The sequence below is a fragment of the Duodenibacillus massiliensis genome, assembly GCF_900128485.1.
GTDB classification, from domain to species: domain Bacteria; phylum Pseudomonadota; class Gammaproteobacteria; order Burkholderiales; family Burkholderiaceae_F; genus Duodenibacillus; species Duodenibacillus massiliensis.
The window spans coordinates 83470-100561 of record NZ_LT635859.1; the positions used below are offsets into that span (position 1 = coordinate 83470).

Below are 17092 nucleotides of genomic sequence, written 5' to 3' on the forward strand. Positions count from 1 at the left end.
TACACGAAGTTAAGCAAAATGCCCAAGGTGTTAACCCGCAAGGTTTCTGCCGCACACTAACTGTCGGATTTGCACCACAAAAGGCCCGCAAAAACAGAAATTTCAGCGTTCGGCTACGGCGCGCCTTAAGGCCGAGGCCAGAGACTCAGCGGTCGCGGGTTTCTGCAGGATGACGGGCATCGCCTGCCCGGCGTTGTCGGGATTCAGACATAGCTGCCGGTAGGCCGCCCGGATTTCGTCTTCGTTTACGGCCGTTAAAAGCACACAGGGAATCTTGCGGCCCGAGGCTTTCCGTACCGTAAAGATGGCTTCCAGGCCCGTAGGCTTGCCGCTTCCCAGGTTGTAGTCCGAAATAAAGGCAGACAAGGTTCCGTTTGTGGCCCGGTCAATCACGTCACTCATAAAGGCGTCATCGGGTTCGCCCGAAGCCACCACATCCGCGCCCCAGCTTTTCATCATGAGAACCACCGCATCGCGCACGATCGCGTTATCTTCAAGAAGCGCAATCGAGCCCCGGATATCCAGGCCCGAAGCGATCGGAAGGCCGTTACCCGCGGCCTTTACGGTGCTCTCCGTTTCCACAAAGTTCAGATGAAACACAGAACCTTTCCCGACGCGGGAGGCCACACTCACAGGGATTGAAAGCCGCTGCGCAAGGCCCCGGACAATGGAAAGTCCCAGACCAAACCCCTCTTCCATGCCTTCACTGGATTTACCGCGGTAAAAGGCGTCAAAGATTTTTTCGCGGTCCGCGGCCTCAATCCCGGGCCCCTGATCGTAAACACCGATCTGGATTTTCCCTTGGGGGCGGCGCCTTGCACCAAGCACAATCTTGGAGCCGGGCTTTGTGCTGTACCTCAAAGCATTACTGATGAGGTTTCGGAGAATCCGGGATAAAAGGAGCGGGTCGGTTGAAATCATCGCGTCCACGGGCCGGATCTGAAAGAGAAAACCCTTGGCGGCCGCAACCGGCGCAAACTCACGGCTTAACTCGTTAAAGAGGTCCGCAATCCGGATGTTTTCAAACTTGACTTCGATGTTGCCGGTTTCGATGCGGCTGACTTCCAAAAGCTGCTCCACAAGCATCGAAATCGTCTGCGCGGTCTTACTTAACTGCTCCACCGCTTCTTTGTCCGAGCCGGTCGCGCGCGCCTGCAGAATCTGCAGATAAATCCCCATCGCCTGCAGGGGCTGCCGCAGGTCATGGTTCGCGCCCGCGAAAAACCGTGCCCGGCGTTCACTTGCCAGGGCCGTCGCCCGGCGCTCACTTTCCGCGAGCGACTTTTCGGCTCTGAGTTTTTCCACGAGCTGGGCGTTTTGCGCCTCGCGGATAACGCCGCGGGCCACAATGTCGTTAAAGTGCCGCCCGCAATAGAGCACGCACACCGCGACCACCACAAGAATGAGGCTCACGGCGGCTTCCCCCACGCCGTAGGCCGCGGCAAGCACCAAGAGGACCGGGCTCAAAGACACCACGGTAAAGACAGTGAGCCCGGGCAACCAGCAGGAAAACGCGGGCCAGGAGGCAAAAACGACCGCAATGATGATGCAGACCAAAATCATCTGATCAAGCATCTCATGAGCCATGAGCTGAAACACAAAGCCCGCCGCGCCCCACAAAAGGCCGCTTGCGCCGCAGAGCACCATCCAGCGGCTTATCCACTGACGGACGTTAGTCTGCCGGGCGTCGTCCCTGGCAAAGCGGCGCTTAAAGTCGGTCCAGTACCAAAGCACCGCAACCACCGCGGCCGCCCAGACAAAAAGCACGGGCTTAAAAGCGACCGACCAGAAGTAAAGAAGAATCGCAACAGCGGCCACCGCCTGCGTGGCAATCACCACGGGCTGCAGCCTCAGAGACTGACTGATCTGCTCCACGAGCATGTGCGCCGACACCGGGGTCTGGCTCAGGCGCATGAACGACCGTAGTTTTTCCAGGATCACGCTCGTTTTCACAGCCGGTACTCCACAAAAAGTTCTAATGCCACCAAAGGTCTGCCGGGGGCGCTTCCCTCCAGGGAAGACTTGCAGGTGACGCGCACCCGTATGCAGTCACGGTGAGGCTACTGCCGTCAGAAGCCACATCAGACTCTACCCCGAAGGGCAGCGTCAGGGTATCGGCAAGATGGCCGAAGCGAAGCCCTGAGGCGACGGGAATTTTGGCTTCACGGCGAATCCACGCGAGGGCGTCACTTAGGGAAAAGCGCCCGGCGCCCTCACCCGCCGTTTTATCGGCCCCGGTCATGCCGCCCACGATAAGCGCCCTCTGGCGCGTGAGCACTCCCGCCTGGATTAACTGCAGCAGCATCCTTTCAATGCGCCAGGCCGGTTCCGCGACGTCTTCCACGTACAAAATGCCGCCGTCAATCTTAGGAAACCAGGGGGTACCCACGAGGCTTGTCAAAATCGCGAGGTTTCCGCCCCAGAAAATGCCGCTCGCGTTAAACGCCTCGCCCGTCACAGAGGCCTTGAGGTGAAAGGTTTCACTCATCAAGGCCGCTTCAAAGGCGGCGTCTCTTGCGGGGTTTACGAGCCTGAAGGCTCGTGCGACCGGCCCCTGCCAGGAGGCTTTGCCCGTTACCGCGTAAAGCGCGCAATTGACGGCCGTTGTGTCGCTCAAACCCACAAACGCGGCGCAGCTCGCGCCCGCTCTCTCCCAGTCAACTTTTGGAAGGAGCCTTGCCGTCCCGTAGCCGCCCCGAAGACACAAAATGACGTCTGCGTCCACTTCGTCAAAGGCTTCCTGCAGGCCCGCGGCCCGCGCAGCGTCACTTCCTGCAAAGCGGTGATCCATGAGGCGGACGTTGGCGGTTTCTTTGACGCGCCAGCCGCGGCGCCGGAATTGAGCCTCACAAGCGTCAACCGAGGCCGTATCGTAAGCCGCAAAGTCCTCACCCAGCGTGGGCACCCGTGCGGGCGCGGTGATCACAAGAAGCGGATCGCGTACGGTTTTGACTTCCTCAGTCATCGGCCTTCTCCTTTCTGCGTCCGGCAAAAAAGTCCTGCAGGAGTTTGACGGCCGCTTCTTTTTCCACGCCGCAGGTACAGAGGGGGCTGTGGTTCATGCGGCAGGCCTCAATCACGTTCGTGGTGCTTTTAATCGCCCCGCATTTGGCGTCGTCTGCCCCCCAGACGATGCGCTTAACACGCGCAAGGGCCGCCGCGGCCGCACACATAGGGCAGGGTTCAAGGGTCACGTAAAGAACCGCCCCGGTCAAACGTTCACTGCCGAGCATCCGGCCTGCCTGCCGCAGTACCAGCACTTCGGCATGCGCCGTTGCGTCTTTCATTTCTCTCACGCGGTTGCCGGCCCTCGCGATGATGCTTCCCTCATGCACAAGGACCGCCCCCACGGGAACTTCCCCGCGGTCAGCCGCCGCGCGGGCTTCTGCTAAAGCTTCCGCCATACACCGCGCGTCAAATGCGGCGTCAACAGCCGGCGCCTGCGGGGCATTGACGGCCTTGTTTTTCGCCTGCAGCGTTGCGCGGCGCGCGGCGCGCTCGAGGGCGCGCTTTTGACGAAGCTCAGAAACAGCTGCTTCAAAGCCGGCAAAGGAATCCTTGTCCGAAAAAAGGCGGGGAAGAAGAATACGGACCGTGGTGCCGTCAATGGTGACGGCACCGCAAGCCCTTAAAAAATCCGTGATATCGGGGTTTTGGGCGGCAAGCCACCCGCCGTCATGTTTGAGGAAACTGCGGATGCGGCGCAGGAAATTGGTGAGTCCTGCGGTGTCATCCCCAGCGTTGGCGCCCGCCGCGATGAGGACATCGCGCAGCAGGCGTGCCTCTTCGGGGAAACGCGTGAGGCCCGCGGGCGTAATGCCGCGTTTTAAGGACATCCGCTCCCAAAGGAGCGCCGCATCCGTAATGGCCTTTGCCTCAGCCGCGTCCATACAGCCTTTCCTACTTCACGGCCTGACCGGCCTTCACTTCAGCGGGCTTTACGGCCGGCTGACTCTCAACATTGGCGGCCGGGGTGAGCGCCACCGCGCCCGAGAGCTTCACTTCGCTCTTGGCGTACGGGATTTCGATGTTTTCTGCAGCAAAGCGCCGCAGCACCTCACGGAAAATCGCGGATTTCAGGGACCCTACGCCGGCCTCGGGGTCGCGCACCCAGAAGACGCCCTTAAGCATAATTTCACTGTCGCCAAAACCGCTGATCACCACCCTGGGGGCAGGCGTCTGCATCACGCGGGGCTGTGACTTCATGATGTCAAGGAGGATCTCGAGCGCACGGTCAACGTTGGCTTCATAAGCGATACCCACTTCGACGCTTCCGGTTGCCGCCCGGTCGCTGCCGGAGAAATTCTTCACCGAACTTGTCACAAACATTTCGTTCGGGACCACGAGCTCTTCGCCGCTTAAGTTACGGACCACCGAATAACGGGTGTTGATCTTGGTGACCACACCCTGAAATGCGCCGACTTCAACGAGATCTCCGATACGAACAGAGCGGTCGAGCAGAATAATGAACCCCGAGACGTAGTTCGAAGCAATCTTCTGCAGCCCGAAGCCTAAGCCAACGCCGATCGCGCCGCCAAAGACCGAGAGGATTGTGAGGTCCACGCCCGCAAAGGAAAGCGATATGAGAACGGCTAAGGTTAAAAGCCCCACGCGGCACACGCGGGAGATGACGACCCGGAGGTTTACCTCGATGTTGCCGTTAACCATAATCCGGCGTTCAATGAGGCCCGCAATCCAATTGGCAACCACCAGCGCCAAGGCAACGGTCAAGACGCCGACCATCGCCGACCAAAGCGAGAGTGAGCCCGAACCGATCGGAATCGCCACTTCGTGCATGGCGTCAACGACGTTACCCAAAATCCCCGCAATCTGTAAAACAGCGAGCACCCAGAAGACAATCTTGACGCCCTTTTCAATCGCCCCGTTTTCAAACTTGGGACCGATCATGACGCGCAGCACCTGCAGGATGATGATAATGAGAGCCCAGGCGTAAAAGACGGAATACGCCACCCGCGCAAAAACCGGTTCACCGCCCGCGGCAAGCATGCCCGTTTTCTGCAGGATGTTCACACAAAGCGACAGCACCAGGGCCGCTGCGAGTGAAAACGCCACACCCGAACAAATCCCGAAGAAAAAATCCAAGGGGCGGTTAAATTTTTCGCTGATTCTGTTTTTACTGCGCCAGTAGGCGTGCTTTTTGCCGACAAAAGCGGAGACCCCGGCCGCAATGAAAACGGCGAGCGCGACGGCGGCAAACTGTATCCAGAAGTGCTCTGACATAAGCTGCGGCAGGACCCGGCCTGCGATGTCCCGGAGAAATTCCGGAATGAAATTTAATGTTGATTCAGTTGTAGGCATGACGGTGGGGACCGTGTAAAAAAACAACAGTTAATCATGAGGCGGCCGGGACCATCGGCCCGCTTTTTTACGACTTCAGAGTGCGGCGGTTAAAAGAGCCTCCACGTCTTCCGTCGTTAAAACCTTAAAGTGCCCCAGCGGCCCTTTTTTCGTCGCAAGCGCCGCGATTTCCTTCACCGGCACCGGTTTGTCGGTGAGCTCAGAAAGACGCGTGGGAAGTTCCATCTTCTGCAGGAAAACCGTGAATTTGGCGATACCAAGGGCAATCACTTCTTCGGCACGGCCCTCTTTTTCCACGCCCATCACGTTGCGGGCAAATTGAACAAAACGCGCTTCGTTGGCATGCGCCACGTAGCGCATCCAGCTCGGAATAATTGCCGCGAGCCCAAAGCCGTGCGTGATCGTGGTGTCCCACCCGGACAAAGCATGTTCCATGCCGTGGCAGGCCCAGTCTTCTTCAAACCCGAGACCGAAGTAGCCGTTGTGCGCAAAGGTGCCCGCAAGCCCCACCTGACTCCAGGCATCGTAGTCGCGGACGTTTTCCATCACTTTAAGGCCGTTTGCCATAATCGTTTTCAAAGCGGCTTCGGCCTGGCCGCTTGTGTAGTCCACAGCCGGGGTGTTTGTGAAGTAGCGCTCCATGATGTGGCTCATCATGTCAATGACGCCCGCCGCAACCTGCTTTTTCGGGAGCGTAAAAAAGAGCTCCGGATTGATTGCCGCCACTTTGGGGCGGATCACGCCGTTACCCATCCCGAACTTTTCGTTACCCTGGGTGATGACGCAGCGGATTGACGATTCGCTTCCGGCGGCCGGAATCGTGAGGACCGCCCCCACCGGAAGGCACGTTTCAGGCACCACTTTCCCGGTAAAGAAGTCCCAGCCGTCCCCGGCGTAAGGCACGGAAGCGGCCACAGCCTTGGCGGTATCGATGACGCTGCCGCCGCCCACAGCGATGATGAGGTTCACATTTTCCGCACGGGCAAAGGCCGTGACTTCACGCACAAAATCCATTTCAGGGTTGGGCTTGACGCCGCCCTTTACGACCACCGTAAGGCCCGCGGCTTCACAGCCCGCGACAACGTCGTCCAAAACGCCGCTTCGCTTGGCCGATCCGCCCCCGTAAATCACCAGGGCTTTTTTGCCGTCTTTGGCCCAGGGGAGCATGCGCATCCCGATTTCCTTATGCGCACCGCGCCCGAAAACAAGTTCCGTCGGATTACAGTAAACGAAGTTCTGCATGACGCACGACTCTCCCAAAAATCAAAGACTCACCACGGCGCTTTTCTGTGCCGTGCCGCGCGCAAGATTCACGCGCGATAAAACCAAAAGACCGGCAACGAAAAAAAGGCCGGTAACCAAAATCGCAAGGCGCTGGTTGTTGCCGCTCATCCAGCTCACAGCCCCGTAGGTTAAGGGGCCCACTGCAGCCGAAAGCCAAAGCGCCATATTCCAGAGGCCGTAAAACTCCGCAAGGCGCTTTTCAGGGGCCAAAAGCCCCACCATCGCGCGGCCTGCGGACTGACTTGACCCCATCGCAAGGCCCGCGAGGTTGGCGCTCACCCAAAAAAGAGCTTCGCCCTGCGCGGCAGCAGCTGTTGCGACCATCGCAATCCACAAAAGAAGCGTGAGCGCAAGGGCCCGTTTGTGCCCCAATTTATCCTGCACGTACCCAAAACAAAAGGCACCGACCGCCGCCGTAATGTTGACGGCAAGCACCATGATAAGCGTTTTGGTGACGGTAAAACCCATGACGGCCGAGGCATACACGGCCGCAAGCGCAATCACGGTCGCAATGCCGCACTGATATAAAAACCCACAGCAGGTAAGCCACGCAAAATCGCGGTACGCGGGGATAAGTTCCAGCGTCCCCCGCATTTCCTTAAAGGACGCCAAAACCGTTGCGGTAAAGCTTTCCGTGACCGCACTGGCGCTGCTGCGCTCCTTCACCCACAGGAAAAAAGGCAGCGCCGTCACGGCAAAAACAACCGCCACCACAAGGCTTACCGCCGGGACGCTTTCAGTCTGCGGTATATCAAAGGCCCCCGCAATCTGAAGCACAATCAGACAAAGCGCCAATGTCACAAGGCCCCCGCCGTAGCCCAAACTCCAGCCCCAGCCCGACACGCGCCCGAGGGACTCGGGTTTGGCAAGTTCCGGCAAAAACGCCGAATTCATGGATTCCCCGACGCTGAAACCGATGTTGCTCACAATCACAAGAAGCGCCGCGATGACCACCGTTCCCGGGCCCGTAAACGTCAAAAGGGCCGTGGCCGCAATGCAGCAAAGCGTTGCGATAAAGCACCAGCGCTTTTTCTCGGCACGGATGTCGGCTGCCCGCGAAAAGGCGGGCATCAGAATGAGGCAGAGGATGTTGGATGCCGCCACCACCGCGGTCCACAAAAAGGTCGCCCAGTCGGCACTACCGCAGATGACGCTCACAAAATAGGTGTTGAAAACGGCTGTGAGAATGACGGTGCTGTAGCCGGAATTGGCCGCATCAAAAAGCGCCCACCCCCAGACTTCTCGCACACGTACGCCCGTCTTTAAAGCCGCCGGATCAAAAAGCGCCATGATTAATGCAGCAACACTTCGGCGGGCGCCCCGGTAAGAAGCCTCGCCCAGAAGTTGATGAGGCGCGCAGCCTGCGGAGAGTTTTCGACACCGTCCATGTTGACCCCGGACCGGGAGAGGTCGTTCAAAATCCGGTAGAGGTCGGCCAGAAACACCGCGGCCGCCGCAAAAACGACTTCTTCGTTGTCTTCGGGCACCGCCCCGGCGGTTTCTCTGAGCTCATCGGAAATCATGTCCCGCAGAAAGACCGCAAGGCCCCGCGGATTCCAGTCTTCGCCCGAAGCGTAATGGGGGTTTCCGCCCGAAAACGTGGTGCCGAGCCAGTCCACGAGGCGGTTGTCCGCCTCATCGATTTCCTGGGGACTCATGTCGCCCGCGGCCGCCGAAACCGCGCGCCGCACGGTGTTGCGAACCGCCTGAAAAAGAATGTCACCCACGACTTCAATGGAAACAAGGCTCGGCAATTGCGCCGCGCGGCTTGAAAAGTCATGGCAGCCGCACCCCGGAGAGCACCGTCTTGAAGGACAGGACATGGCTTACCTCCTACACCGACGCGATCGACGGGGTAAAGAGTTTGGCCCAGTCGCTGCAGAAATCATGCACGCGCCGTCCGCTCATTTCAGCGTCTTCCACAGACGCCTCGTTTTCCCGGGCAATGAGTTCGGAAACGGCTTTTTGCAGCTGCAGTACGGCAAAAAAGACGCAGGCCTCATCGTCCTTTTCAAAAATCGCGCGGTGCTCGGGATCAAGCGCCGCGATCTCATCGGCAAAGTGTGTGCGGAGAAACTTCCCGAGTCCCCCGTCACTCCACCCGGGCACGGGCTTAAAGTGCTCCGGCAGCGCGCCGCAGAGAATCCCCGTGAGGTTGCCGGCGAGTTCAGAGTCGGCCTTGGCGCAGTCCTGGGCCGTCACCTTTTCCTGCATCAGGGCATCCAACTGCTCCACGTGGTGTTCCACACAGGAAAACACCAGCGCATAAACAACGCGTTCGTCTGCGAGATCCTGAACCGCTCCTGCGGTCTGGTTTGCTTCACCCATGACACTTTTGCCCGTAAAAATTTGTTATTTCGCGATTTTAGCGGCTTGCGAAGCAGGCGACTTCGAGCCTTGAACAATTTTGAGAGCCCCCGTAATGAGCGTTGCCATATCGCCCATATTGGCGGGCACAACAAGGGTGTTGCCTTTTTGGGCAATGCCGGAGAAGGCTTCGACGTACTTTTCGGCAATCTGCAGGTTCACGGCGTTCATGCCGCCCGGGGCGTTTGTGGCTTCTGCAACGCGCTTTAAGGCTTCGGCGGTCGCCGTGGCAATCGCAAGCGTTGCCGCCGCCTCACCTTCTGCCTTATTGATCTGCGCCTGCTTTTCACCCTCAGACTTCGCAATCGCCGCTTCCTTTTCACCGGTTGCGATATTGATCTGCTCGAGTTTGCGGCCTTCAGAGGCAGCAACCACCGCGCGCTTTTCGCGCTCTGCCGTAATCTGCTGCTGCATGGCCTGCAGAATCACCGCCGGGGGCGTCAAATCCTTAATTTCATAACGCAGGACTTTGACACCCCAATTAAGCGCCGCTTCGTCAATCGCGGTCACCACGGACTTATTGATGAGGTCACGCTCTTCAAAGGTCTTATCGAGTTCCATGCGGCCCACGACGCTGCGCAACGTGGTCTGTGCGAGCTGCGTAATAGCAATGATGTAGTTACTCGTCCCGTAACTTGCCCTCTGAGGGTCTGTGACCTGGAAAAAGAGCACACCGTCAACAGTGAGCTGCGTGTTGTCTTTGGTGATACAGACCTGGCTCGGGGTGTCCAGGGGCACTTCCTTGAGGCTGTGCTTATAGGCCACGCGGTCAATAAAGGGGATGATGATATTGAGCCCCGGGTTTAACACGGCATGAAATTTTCCCAGACGCTCCACCACCCAGGCGTTTTGCTGCGGCACGACCTTAATGCACTGCGTCACGAAAATGACGGCAATCGCCGCAAGCACCACGGCAAAAATCAGAAATTCGCTGATGATCATTTAAAAACTCTCGTTTAGGCAATCGGTTCAACAACAAGTGCGGCACCGTCCACACGCACGATGCGCGCAGAGCCCGCGGTGAGCGGGCTGCCGTCCGCGGTTTTTGCGCGCCAGGACGCACCCCGGTACATGACTTCGGCCGTGCCGTCGGCAGAAACCTTTGTGACGGTGACGATATGACCGGCATCGGGGTGGCTCACGGCGTCATCTTTTTCCGGGTGCTTGGCCTTAAAGCCAAACACCATAAGGCACCCTGCCACGGCGCACACCGATGCGGCAGCGCACTGCCAGGCAAGACTTAAATCCGCCCAGTAGACAACGGCCCCGGCAAGGCACCCCAGGCCGATCATCAAAAGGTAAAACGTGCCTGCCACCATGTCGATCCCGCCCAGAATGAGCGCGGCAACGAGCCAGCAAAGTCCGGCAGAAATCTGCATACTCACACTCCTTTGTGTGGTTCGATGCAGATCAGGCTAGCACACAAAGGAATAAAAACCGCGGTTTTTCGCGGCTTGTTACCGGTTTTTTACGGGCGCGTGTTGCCCGGACGATTCGCTGCGGCTCACTCGTCTTCGGTTTTGGGCGCGTAGTGCGCGTAGATCGCACCCGCAAGGCTTTCGGCCGCCGCTTCCTTATCGTTAAAGACCCCGGTGATGCCGGTCTTTTCAAGCTGCAAGGCTTCGTCATTGTTCCGGGCACGCACCATCACTTCGATGTCGGGATTCAGGGCTTTGGCATTTTCAATGATTTTTGTGACCGACAAGGGGTCGCCTGCCGCGAGAACCAAAAGTCGTGCCGAAGCAATATGCGCCTGCACGAGCACCATGGGGTCTGCGGGATCGCCCTGAATCACGGCCCTTTTAGCTTCTCTTAAGCGCTCGGCCGCTTCAGGCGTTGCCACAACGCACACGACCGGAATGTTCTTTTCCGACAGTTTCTTTTCAAGAACCCCTGAAACCATCCCTTCGCCCACGAGAATCACCTGGCCCGCAAGCAACCGCCTCGGGGTTTCCTGCGGCAGTACCGAGAGTTTGTCAACGACCATCGCGGCGCGCCTCGCCCACGCAAAGTGCCGGATGAGAAACCTCCGGCCCCACTTGGTGGAAGCAAAGACCGCGGGGTTAAGCGCAATCGACAAAATGGAGGCTGCCACGAGCAGGCTCATCACGGAAGGATCCATAAGCTTTAACGCGATCGCCTGGCTTGCGAGAATAAAGCTGAATTCCCCGATCTGCGCCAGTGCTGCCCCGACTGATAGCGTCGTGTGCAGGGGGTAGCCCATAAAGTGCACGAGAAGAAATACCGCGACCGACTTACCAAACAGAATGATCGCGAGAACCGTGAGCACGCCCAAGGGGTCGTTGACGAGCACACGCCAGTCGAGCATCATCCCGACGCCCACGAAAAAGAGCACGGAAAACGCGTCCTGCAGGGGGAGCGACTCCACGGCCGCTCGGTGCGCAAAACGGCTTTCGCGCATCACCATGCCGGCAAAAAAGGCGCCGAGCGCAAAACTCACGTGAAAAACCAGAGACGCCCCGTAGGCTATGCCGATTGCGGCGGCCAGCAGCGAGAGCGTAAAAAGTTCGCGCGACCCGGTTTTGGCAATCTTCATGAGTGCCCACGGAATAAAGCGCCGGCCCACGATCATCATCACTGCCACAAAGGCTGCGACCTGCGCAAACGTTTTGACGATCACCCAGGCAACGTCAAGCCAGGAAACCGCCTTTTCGCTGCCCGCGACAAGGCCCGCGGCGGCGGGCAGCAGCACGAGAATTAAAACGCAGATGATGTCTTCGACAACGAGCCACCCGACGGAAATTCGGCCGTCAACGGTGTTTAACGTCCCCTCCATTTCCAGAGCCTTTAAAAGCACTACGGTTGAAGCGCAGGAAAGGCACAGGCCGAAAACCACGGCCGATGATATGGGCCACTGCCAGAATTCGTGCGCCATCCAGGCCCCGAGAACCGTAGCGGAGGCCATCTGAAGGAGAGCCCCGGGAACGGCGAGTTTTTTAACGCGCAAAAGGTCTGTGACGGAAAAGTGCAGCCCCACTCCGAACATCAGGAGCATGACGCCCACTTCCATCAATTGCGAGGCAACATTCATGTCCGCCACCGGCCCCCAGGTGTGTTTTCCGGCCATGATGCCCGCAACGAGGTAGCCTACGAGCGCCGGAAAGCGGCAGCGCTCTGCAATGTAACCGAAACCGATAGCCAGTCCGAACGCAATCGCAAGCGTCGAGATCAGAGGCAGCGAGTGATCCATACAAACGTCAATTCCGAAAAAGCATGGTGGGGAAATGGGATTTTTGTGTTCCGGCACAGTGCTGAACACGTCTAAAAATTGTATAAAAACCACGCGCAAAAAAGCCCGTGCGCACGAAATTTTTTTCGTGCAGTCACGGGCTCTCCGGCACTGCACCCTTCTCTTACGAGCGATTTTTTACCGGTCTTACCTCGATGAACCCCACCTACTTAACCCGGTATCTGAGAAAAATGACAGAAGCCGTCAGGCACTGAAAGCTTAATCCGCTGCCGGCGCATGCCCCGCTAGCCTGAATTTTGCATGAGCGCTGAAAAAACAGCGCTCTTTCCATGACTTAAATTTTGATTTTAATAAAGAAAAAGGTCTTTTTGTTAATATTTTTCTACCACAAAAAACAAAACAAAAGACCTTTCCGTGCATTTTACTCGAACAGCAACAACTGATGGGTTCGGCCGCAGCGTGCAGATCACCAACGGGCGGTTTGTCGCCACCATGATGACGGGCTTGCTGCCCGTCGCCGATATGGTCTCCCGGATTCAGTTTTTGGCCCCCTTTGAGCAGGCGTTGGAGCAGACACACAAGCCGAAAGACCGCAGTCTGTATTCCGCCGGAGCCATGTTTCGGCAGCGTGTTTTCGCACATATCTGCGGATTTGAGGATTTGGCTGACCACGACGTCATCACAGAAGACGAAGACTTTCTTTCCGCACTCGGGGTTAATGATGCTGCAGGCAGCTCAACCCTCTGCAGATTTGAAAACTCAATAACCCGACACGATCTTGATCGCCTCGACTGCTGTTTTTTGGACGCACTGCTTCGGGCCAACCGAAAGCATCGCATCTTTCCCAGGGCCGGGGCCAGGAAGACTCTGGTACTCACCACGACCGGCATGGCTCACCGCACCATCGGTGAACTCGTTAATTACAAAGCTAAGTCCTGGAAGCAGGAACGTCGGCTCATCGCCCGACGACAGCATGACGCTCGTACCAACCAAATGGATCTGCGCCTGATTCAGACCAACATCAAACATGTCAAAAAAGGGGGAAGACGGCTGGTACGGAAAGTATTCCGAGTACGGCGCTGCCAAGCTGTATGAAGACCTTTACTGCGGTCGGGCGGCTGACTGTGAACTCAATATCGCAGAATTTAAAACAGATTGCTTTGGCGGCAGAGCAAGTTCAACGCGCTTCTGCACCAACGGCGACCGCATGATATTGGGCATGGTGACATTGCTGGTGCTCAAGTTGGCCCGGCACTATCTCTTTGGCGTTGTGAAGGAAAGCGCGAAAAAAGCTGTACGTGTTTCCATTGCCCGGCTCAGAGCCGCTGTCATCCTGGTGACTGCTAAATGGAGCTCAACGATGAACACCGTCCGACTGACGCTGCCCTCTGTTTTGCCGGGAGCCCGAGAGCTGGGAGCGCTTTTCAAGATACCGATACTCTGACGCCTGAGTGTCCCCGACTCACAGAGCGTGCCATCGGGGGTTGGGGGCAATGCACCCAAAATCGAGCTCCGCGTGAATTTTTGCCATGATGCCCCCAGAATTTTCTCGCATTTTGATCTTGCACCAGCCTGCCTTTCTGAAAAATCAAGCTGGTGCAAAATTCAGGTTAGTAAATCAACGAATTCCCAAAGGAAGGAGTGCCCGTAGAACTAACAATCAACATGGAACTCAGGATAAATGTTCAACATATTGAACAGTAACATGTATCTTTGTTCATTTTGCTAAACATTCGATATATAATATTGTTCATCCTATTGAACATGCGCCGAAATGATTGCCTCTGAAACACTGATTCAGGTGATGCTTGACAACCGAGAGCTTGTGGCGTCGAAAAAGGTCTTTCCCAGAGAAACCGAGATCGGCACCTTTCCTCGCTACGTGCTGGTCGGCGTTCGCCGATCCGGCAAGTCATATCTCCTCTATCAAAAGATCCAGTCCCTTCTCGTAAACGGGAAGAGCTGGGACGACATGCTGTACCTCAATTTCGAGGATGAACGGCTTCTGGGATTCGACGTCAGCGACTTCAACAGCATTTTGTCCTGCCATACGCAGATTTCCGGAAAGAAGGACTATCCCATCCTCTTTCTCGATGAAATACAAATCATCGACGGCTGGGAGCGTTTTGCGAGACGCATGGCGGATACAGGCTTGGAAATCTACATCACCGGCTCGAATGCCAAGATGCTCAGCACAGACGTTGCCGCTGTTCTGGGCGGACGGTTTATGTCGATCAATGTTTTTCCGTTGAGTTTCGGAGAATTTCTAGGATTCAAGAACATTCCTTCGGACCTGGCTTCCCGTCTCTCAACAGCCGGCACGGCTTTGATAAAGAACGGTTTCTCACAATACCTGCGCTTTGGAGGATTTCCTGAATGTGCAGAGTTCCAGAATCCAAGAGAGTACCTCAACAGTATTTTGCAGAAGGTCTATATCGGCGACATTGCAGTCCGCAACAAAGTCGAGAACCTTTACGCGCTACGAGTGCTTCTGAAGAAAATAGCCGAATCCGTCGGCCAGCCCGTGTCGTACACCAGGCTAACGCGCATCGTCACAGCCGTCGGCGTTTCGCTGGCCAAAAACAGCTGCATCAGCTACCTTAATTTCGCTCAGCAGGCGTGTCTGATTCTTCGCCTTGATAACATTATTGGGAAACTCTCAGACCGAGAGTCCAATCCGAAGTTCTATTTCGTTGATACCGGACTCATCGAGCTTCTCAAACAGGACAACCTGTCTGACCAGCTGGAAAACCTTGTTGCGATCGAACTGCTGCGCCGGTACGGCCGCGAGGAAGCTGTTTTTTTCTACAAACGGGACATAGAGGTAGACTTCTACATTCCGGAAGAGAAAATCGGCATTCAGGTTTGCGTCAGACTGGGAACTGATCCCGACACCATTGCCCGGGAAATTGGGGCCTTCGACAAAATGGAAAAAGAGGTCGAACTGAAGCGCCGGATCATCATTACTTCCGATGAAGAGAAAACACTCCGCTGCGACATGGGTGACATAACTGTTATACCCGCCTGGAAATGGCTTCTCGATGTCGAACGGAAGGCCTGAAGGCCATCTCCTTGATCAAGCTATTTTTGAAGGACCGGCAGACAACAGATTCTGCCAACAGCCTTGATGCGTTGCAAGAAATCTCCGTTATAATAGTCTGTAATCGGCCGGAAATCGTCGTTATAACGGAGAATTCTTGCAATGGCTCTTCTCAAACGTGCCTTACTAGCATCTATTTTGAAACACAAGCCGCCCAAGGCCATGGTAATTTTTGGTCCGCGCCGTGTTGGGAAAACGACGCTTCTGCAACAAGCAGATGTTTCTCTTTCTGCGACATGGTATACGGGTGACAGCCTGACCGACATCCAAGCATTGAACATTCCTTCCACGGATGACTTGCGGAATGTTTTGCTTCAAGGAAAGGCACTAGTTATTGACGAAGCACAACGAGTACCCGATATTGGCCTGCTTCTCAAGCGACTGGTAGACATAAACGCCACGCTGGAGAATCCAGTAATGATCTTTGCAACTGGATCATCATCCTTCGAGTTGGCCTCTGGCGTGAAAGAGTCGGCCCTTGGACGTATTAAGGCACTTCAGATGTGGCCGTTATCAACCAAGGAACTTGCTGATAACTCTAGTTGGGGAAAGGTTGCTCAAAATATCCGTTGGCACATGGTTTATGGCATGTATCCTGAAATTTGCATGGACCCAGAATGCGCAAAAGAGAACCTGATGGAACATTGCAATGCCATGCTGTTCAAGGATATTTTTTCCCTTGGCGGAATTCGCCTCGGTGACAAGTTTGAAAAGCTTGTGCTGTATCTGGCGTATAACGTCGGTTCTCTGATCAGCTATGACAGCGTCAGCCGTGAGATTGGACTCAATAAGAATACTGTTGCAGATTACATCACGCTCCTGGAGCAATGCTTTATCGTGAAGGTTTGTCCTTCATACGCCAAAAATTTGTCGAATGAATTGAAAAAAAGCAAGAAGATTTACTTCTGCGACAATGGCATTCGCAATGCTGTAATTGGGGATTTCTCGCCCATCTCGAATCGCTCCGATGCTGGTGCCTTATGGGAAAATTTTGTATTCACCGAGCGCCTGAAACTGCATACTCTGAATAACGATTTCGCAAGAATCTATTTTTGGAGAACTTCAGACAGACGGCCGAGAGAGTTGGATTTTATTGAAGTTGTTGACGGGAAAATGACCGCAATTGAATGCAAGATGTCCAAGGAAGAAGTTGCCAAGCCAGGGGATGCTTTTGTCGCAGCATATCCGGAATGCCCAATTCATACGATATCCCCGGTGGATGTCATGAATCTTTGGACTATTTGAGAACTCAACAGATCATTCCAACCTTGCTTGAGAGCCTGAGTCCTTGCGATATGCAAGAAATCTCCGTTACGATCTACTAAAATCGGACTAAATTCGTCGCTATAACGGAGAATTCTTGTAATCGATCTTTTCCAACCTTCCTTATGCAGCCAACAGAAACACTCCGCTGCGACAGTGGCGACATAGCGGTTGTGCGTGCCTTGAAAAGGGAGGCTGCGCTTCGTTGAAATGAGCCTGCGTTAAGGCCGTTAAGCCGTCGGCTTCCATCAGTTGCTCTACGGCATCGTTCAGAATGGCCTGCTGCTGGTCGGTAAATTTTACGGTGTCGTTTATTTTGGGTGTACGGTGTGCCACGGTGATTCCTTTCGCGCCCTACGGGAGCGCTATTATCGCCTGGACACAAAAAACATTACATCCTCGATACAGCATCCTTGTATTGGACTCATTGGCTAGCAGACGCTTGACTATGCGGTCTCGTAGCTCTGTAGGATACCCCCCATTTATCTCTCCTGGTGTGGTTTAACTCCTGGAAAGATATTTTGACATTAAGGGGTGTGTTCCTGTGT

General features: G+C 55.7%; 16 protein-coding genes. 4 read left to right on the forward strand and 12 right to left on the reverse strand.

Annotation, left to right across the window (positions count from 1 at the left end; all coding sequences use genetic code 11):
• Nucleotides 1–102: 102 nt before the first annotated feature.
• The 11 genes from BQ7486_RS03370 to BQ7486_RS03420 form a co-directional block, all read right to left on the reverse strand.
• Complete coding sequence (locus BQ7486_RS03370; RefSeq protein ID WP_084765633.1) at nucleotides 103–1953, reverse strand: ATP-binding response regulator; 1851 nt, start codon at nucleotides 1951–1953, stop codon at nucleotides 103–105.
• A 22-nt stretch (nucleotides 1954–1975) separates the two neighbouring features.
• Nucleotides 1976–2965, reverse strand: coding sequence for a S66 peptidase family protein (locus tag BQ7486_RS03375; protein WP_074008975.1), 990 nt, complete (start codon nucleotides 2963–2965; stop codon nucleotides 1976–1978).
• Nucleotides 2958–3890 (reverse strand): nucleoside deaminase, encoded by a 933-nt coding sequence (locus BQ7486_RS12195; RefSeq protein WP_235836721.1) that lies wholly within the window; start codon nucleotides 3888–3890, stop codon nucleotides 2958–2960. Before BQ7486_RS12195 ends, BQ7486_RS03375 begins: the two co-directional genes overlap by 8 nt.
• 10 nt (nucleotides 3891–3900) lie before the next feature.
• A complete protein-coding gene (locus tag BQ7486_RS03385; RefSeq protein WP_074008976.1) occupies nucleotides 3901–5319 on the reverse strand; it encodes a mechanosensitive ion channel family protein in 1419 nt (472 codons plus the stop codon).
• A gap of 75 nt (nucleotides 5320–5394) precedes the next feature.
• Nucleotides 5395–6561: an iron-containing alcohol dehydrogenase gene (locus BQ7486_RS03390; RefSeq protein WP_074008977.1), complete on the reverse strand. Its 1167-nt coding sequence runs from the start codon at nucleotides 6559–6561 to the stop codon at nucleotides 5395–5397.
• A gap of 21 nt (nucleotides 6562–6582) precedes the next feature.
• Entirely contained in the window at nucleotides 6583–7893 is a 1311-nt protein-coding gene (locus BQ7486_RS03395) for an MFS transporter (RefSeq protein WP_074008978.1), read from the reverse strand.
• Between the two features lie 2 nt (nucleotides 7894–7895).
• Complete coding sequence (locus BQ7486_RS03400) at nucleotides 7896–8426, reverse strand: hypothetical protein (RefSeq protein ID WP_143183027.1); 531 nt, start codon at nucleotides 8424–8426, stop codon at nucleotides 7896–7898.
• 10 nt (nucleotides 8427–8436) lie between these two features.
• A complete protein-coding gene (locus BQ7486_RS03405; protein WP_074008980.1) occupies nucleotides 8437–8931 on the reverse strand; it encodes a hypothetical protein in 495 nt (164 codons plus the stop codon).
• 24 nt (nucleotides 8932–8955) lie between these two features.
• On the reverse strand, nucleotides 8956–9912 hold the full coding sequence (locus BQ7486_RS03410; RefSeq protein WP_022373151.1) for an SPFH domain-containing protein: 957 nt from the start codon (nucleotides 9910–9912) through the stop codon (nucleotides 8956–8958).
• A 14-nt stretch (nucleotides 9913–9926) separates the two neighbouring features.
• Nucleotides 9927–10349: an NfeD family protein gene (locus tag BQ7486_RS03415; RefSeq protein ID WP_022373152.1), complete on the reverse strand. Its 423-nt coding sequence runs from the start codon at nucleotides 10347–10349 to the stop codon at nucleotides 9927–9929.
• Between the two features lie 125 nt (nucleotides 10350–10474).
• On the reverse strand, nucleotides 10475–12181 hold the full coding sequence (locus BQ7486_RS03420) for a cation:proton antiporter (protein WP_022373153.1): 1707 nt from the start codon (nucleotides 12179–12181) through the stop codon (nucleotides 10475–10477).
• A 459-nt stretch (nucleotides 12182–12640) separates the two neighbouring features.
• Between BQ7486_RS03420 and BQ7486_RS03425 the strand changes: the two genes are divergently transcribed.
• The 4 genes from BQ7486_RS03425 to BQ7486_RS03440 all read left to right on the forward strand — a co-directional run bounded on the left by BQ7486_RS03425 (nucleotide 12641) and on the right by BQ7486_RS03440 (nucleotide 16526).
• A complete protein-coding gene (locus BQ7486_RS03425; RefSeq protein ID WP_143183028.1) occupies nucleotides 12641–13276 on the forward strand; it encodes a transposase in 636 nt (211 codons plus the stop codon).
• Nucleotides 13209–13625, forward strand: coding sequence for a transposase (locus tag BQ7486_RS11600; RefSeq protein WP_074008982.1), 417 nt, complete (start codon nucleotides 13209–13211; stop codon nucleotides 13623–13625). Before BQ7486_RS03425 ends, BQ7486_RS11600 begins: the two co-directional genes overlap by 68 nt.
• 330 nt (nucleotides 13626–13955) lie before the next feature.
• Complete coding sequence (locus BQ7486_RS03435) at nucleotides 13956–15242, forward strand: ATP-binding protein (RefSeq protein ID WP_074008983.1); 1287 nt, start codon at nucleotides 13956–13958, stop codon at nucleotides 15240–15242.
• Nucleotides 15243–15383: 141 nt separating this feature from the next.
• Nucleotides 15384–16526, forward strand: coding sequence for an ATP-binding protein (locus BQ7486_RS03440; protein WP_074008984.1), 1143 nt, complete (start codon nucleotides 15384–15386; stop codon nucleotides 16524–16526).
• A 141-nt stretch (nucleotides 16527–16667) separates the two neighbouring features.
• On the opposite strand, the gene BQ7486_RS11605 is transcribed toward BQ7486_RS03440, so the two are convergent.
• Entirely contained in the window at nucleotides 16668–16880 is a 213-nt protein-coding gene (locus tag BQ7486_RS11605) for a hypothetical protein (RefSeq protein WP_143183029.1), read from the reverse strand.
• Nucleotides 16881–17092 lie beyond the last annotated feature (212 nt).

What these genes read in the sequence shown, in the direction of transcription:
- BQ7486_RS03375 (WP_074008975.1), bottom strand. Translation starts at nt 2,965, where the DNA reads ATGACTGAGGAAGTCAAAACCGTACGCGATCCGCTTCTTGTGATCACC.
- BQ7486_RS12195 (WP_235836721.1), bottom strand. Translation starts at nt 3,890, where the DNA reads ATGGACGCGGCTGAGGCAAAGGCCATTACGGATGCGGCGCTCCTTTGG.
- BQ7486_RS03385 (WP_074008976.1), bottom strand. Translation starts at nt 5,319, where the DNA reads ATGCCTACAACTGAATCAACATTAAATTTCATTCCGGAATTTCTCCGG.
- BQ7486_RS03390 (WP_074008977.1), bottom strand. Translation starts at nt 6,561, where the DNA reads ATGCAGAACTTCGTTTACTGTAATCCGACGGAACTTGTTTTCGGGCGC.
- BQ7486_RS03395 (WP_074008978.1), bottom strand. Translation starts at nt 7,893, where the DNA reads ATGGCGCTTTTTGATCCGGCGGCTTTAAAGACGGGCGTACGTGTGCGA.
- BQ7486_RS03400 (WP_143183027.1), bottom strand. Translation starts at nt 8,426, where the DNA reads ATGTCCTGTCCTTCAAGACGGTGCTCTCCGGGGTGCGGCTGCCATGAC.
- BQ7486_RS03405 (WP_074008980.1), bottom strand. Translation starts at nt 8,931, where the DNA reads ATGGGTGAAGCAAACCAGACCGCAGGAGCGGTTCAGGATCTCGCAGAC.
- BQ7486_RS03410 (WP_022373151.1), bottom strand. Translation starts at nt 9,912, where the DNA reads ATGATCATCAGCGAATTTCTGATTTTTGCCGTGGTGCTTGCGGCGATT.
- BQ7486_RS03415 (WP_022373152.1), bottom strand. Translation starts at nt 10,349, where the DNA reads ATGCAGATTTCTGCCGGACTTTGCTGGCTCGTTGCCGCGCTCATTCTG.
- BQ7486_RS03420 (WP_022373153.1), bottom strand. Translation starts at nt 12,181, where the DNA reads ATGGATCACTCGCTGCCTCTGATCTCGACGCTTGCGATTGCGTTCGGA.
- BQ7486_RS11600 (WP_074008982.1), top strand. Translation starts at nt 13,209, where the DNA reads ATGTCAAAAAAGGGGGAAGACGGCTGGTACGGAAAGTATTCCGAGTAC.
- BQ7486_RS03435 (WP_074008983.1), top strand. Translation starts at nt 13,956, where the DNA reads ATGATTGCCTCTGAAACACTGATTCAGGTGATGCTTGACAACCGAGAG.
- BQ7486_RS03440 (WP_074008984.1), top strand. Translation starts at nt 15,384, where the DNA reads ATGGCTCTTCTCAAACGTGCCTTACTAGCATCTATTTTGAAACACAAG.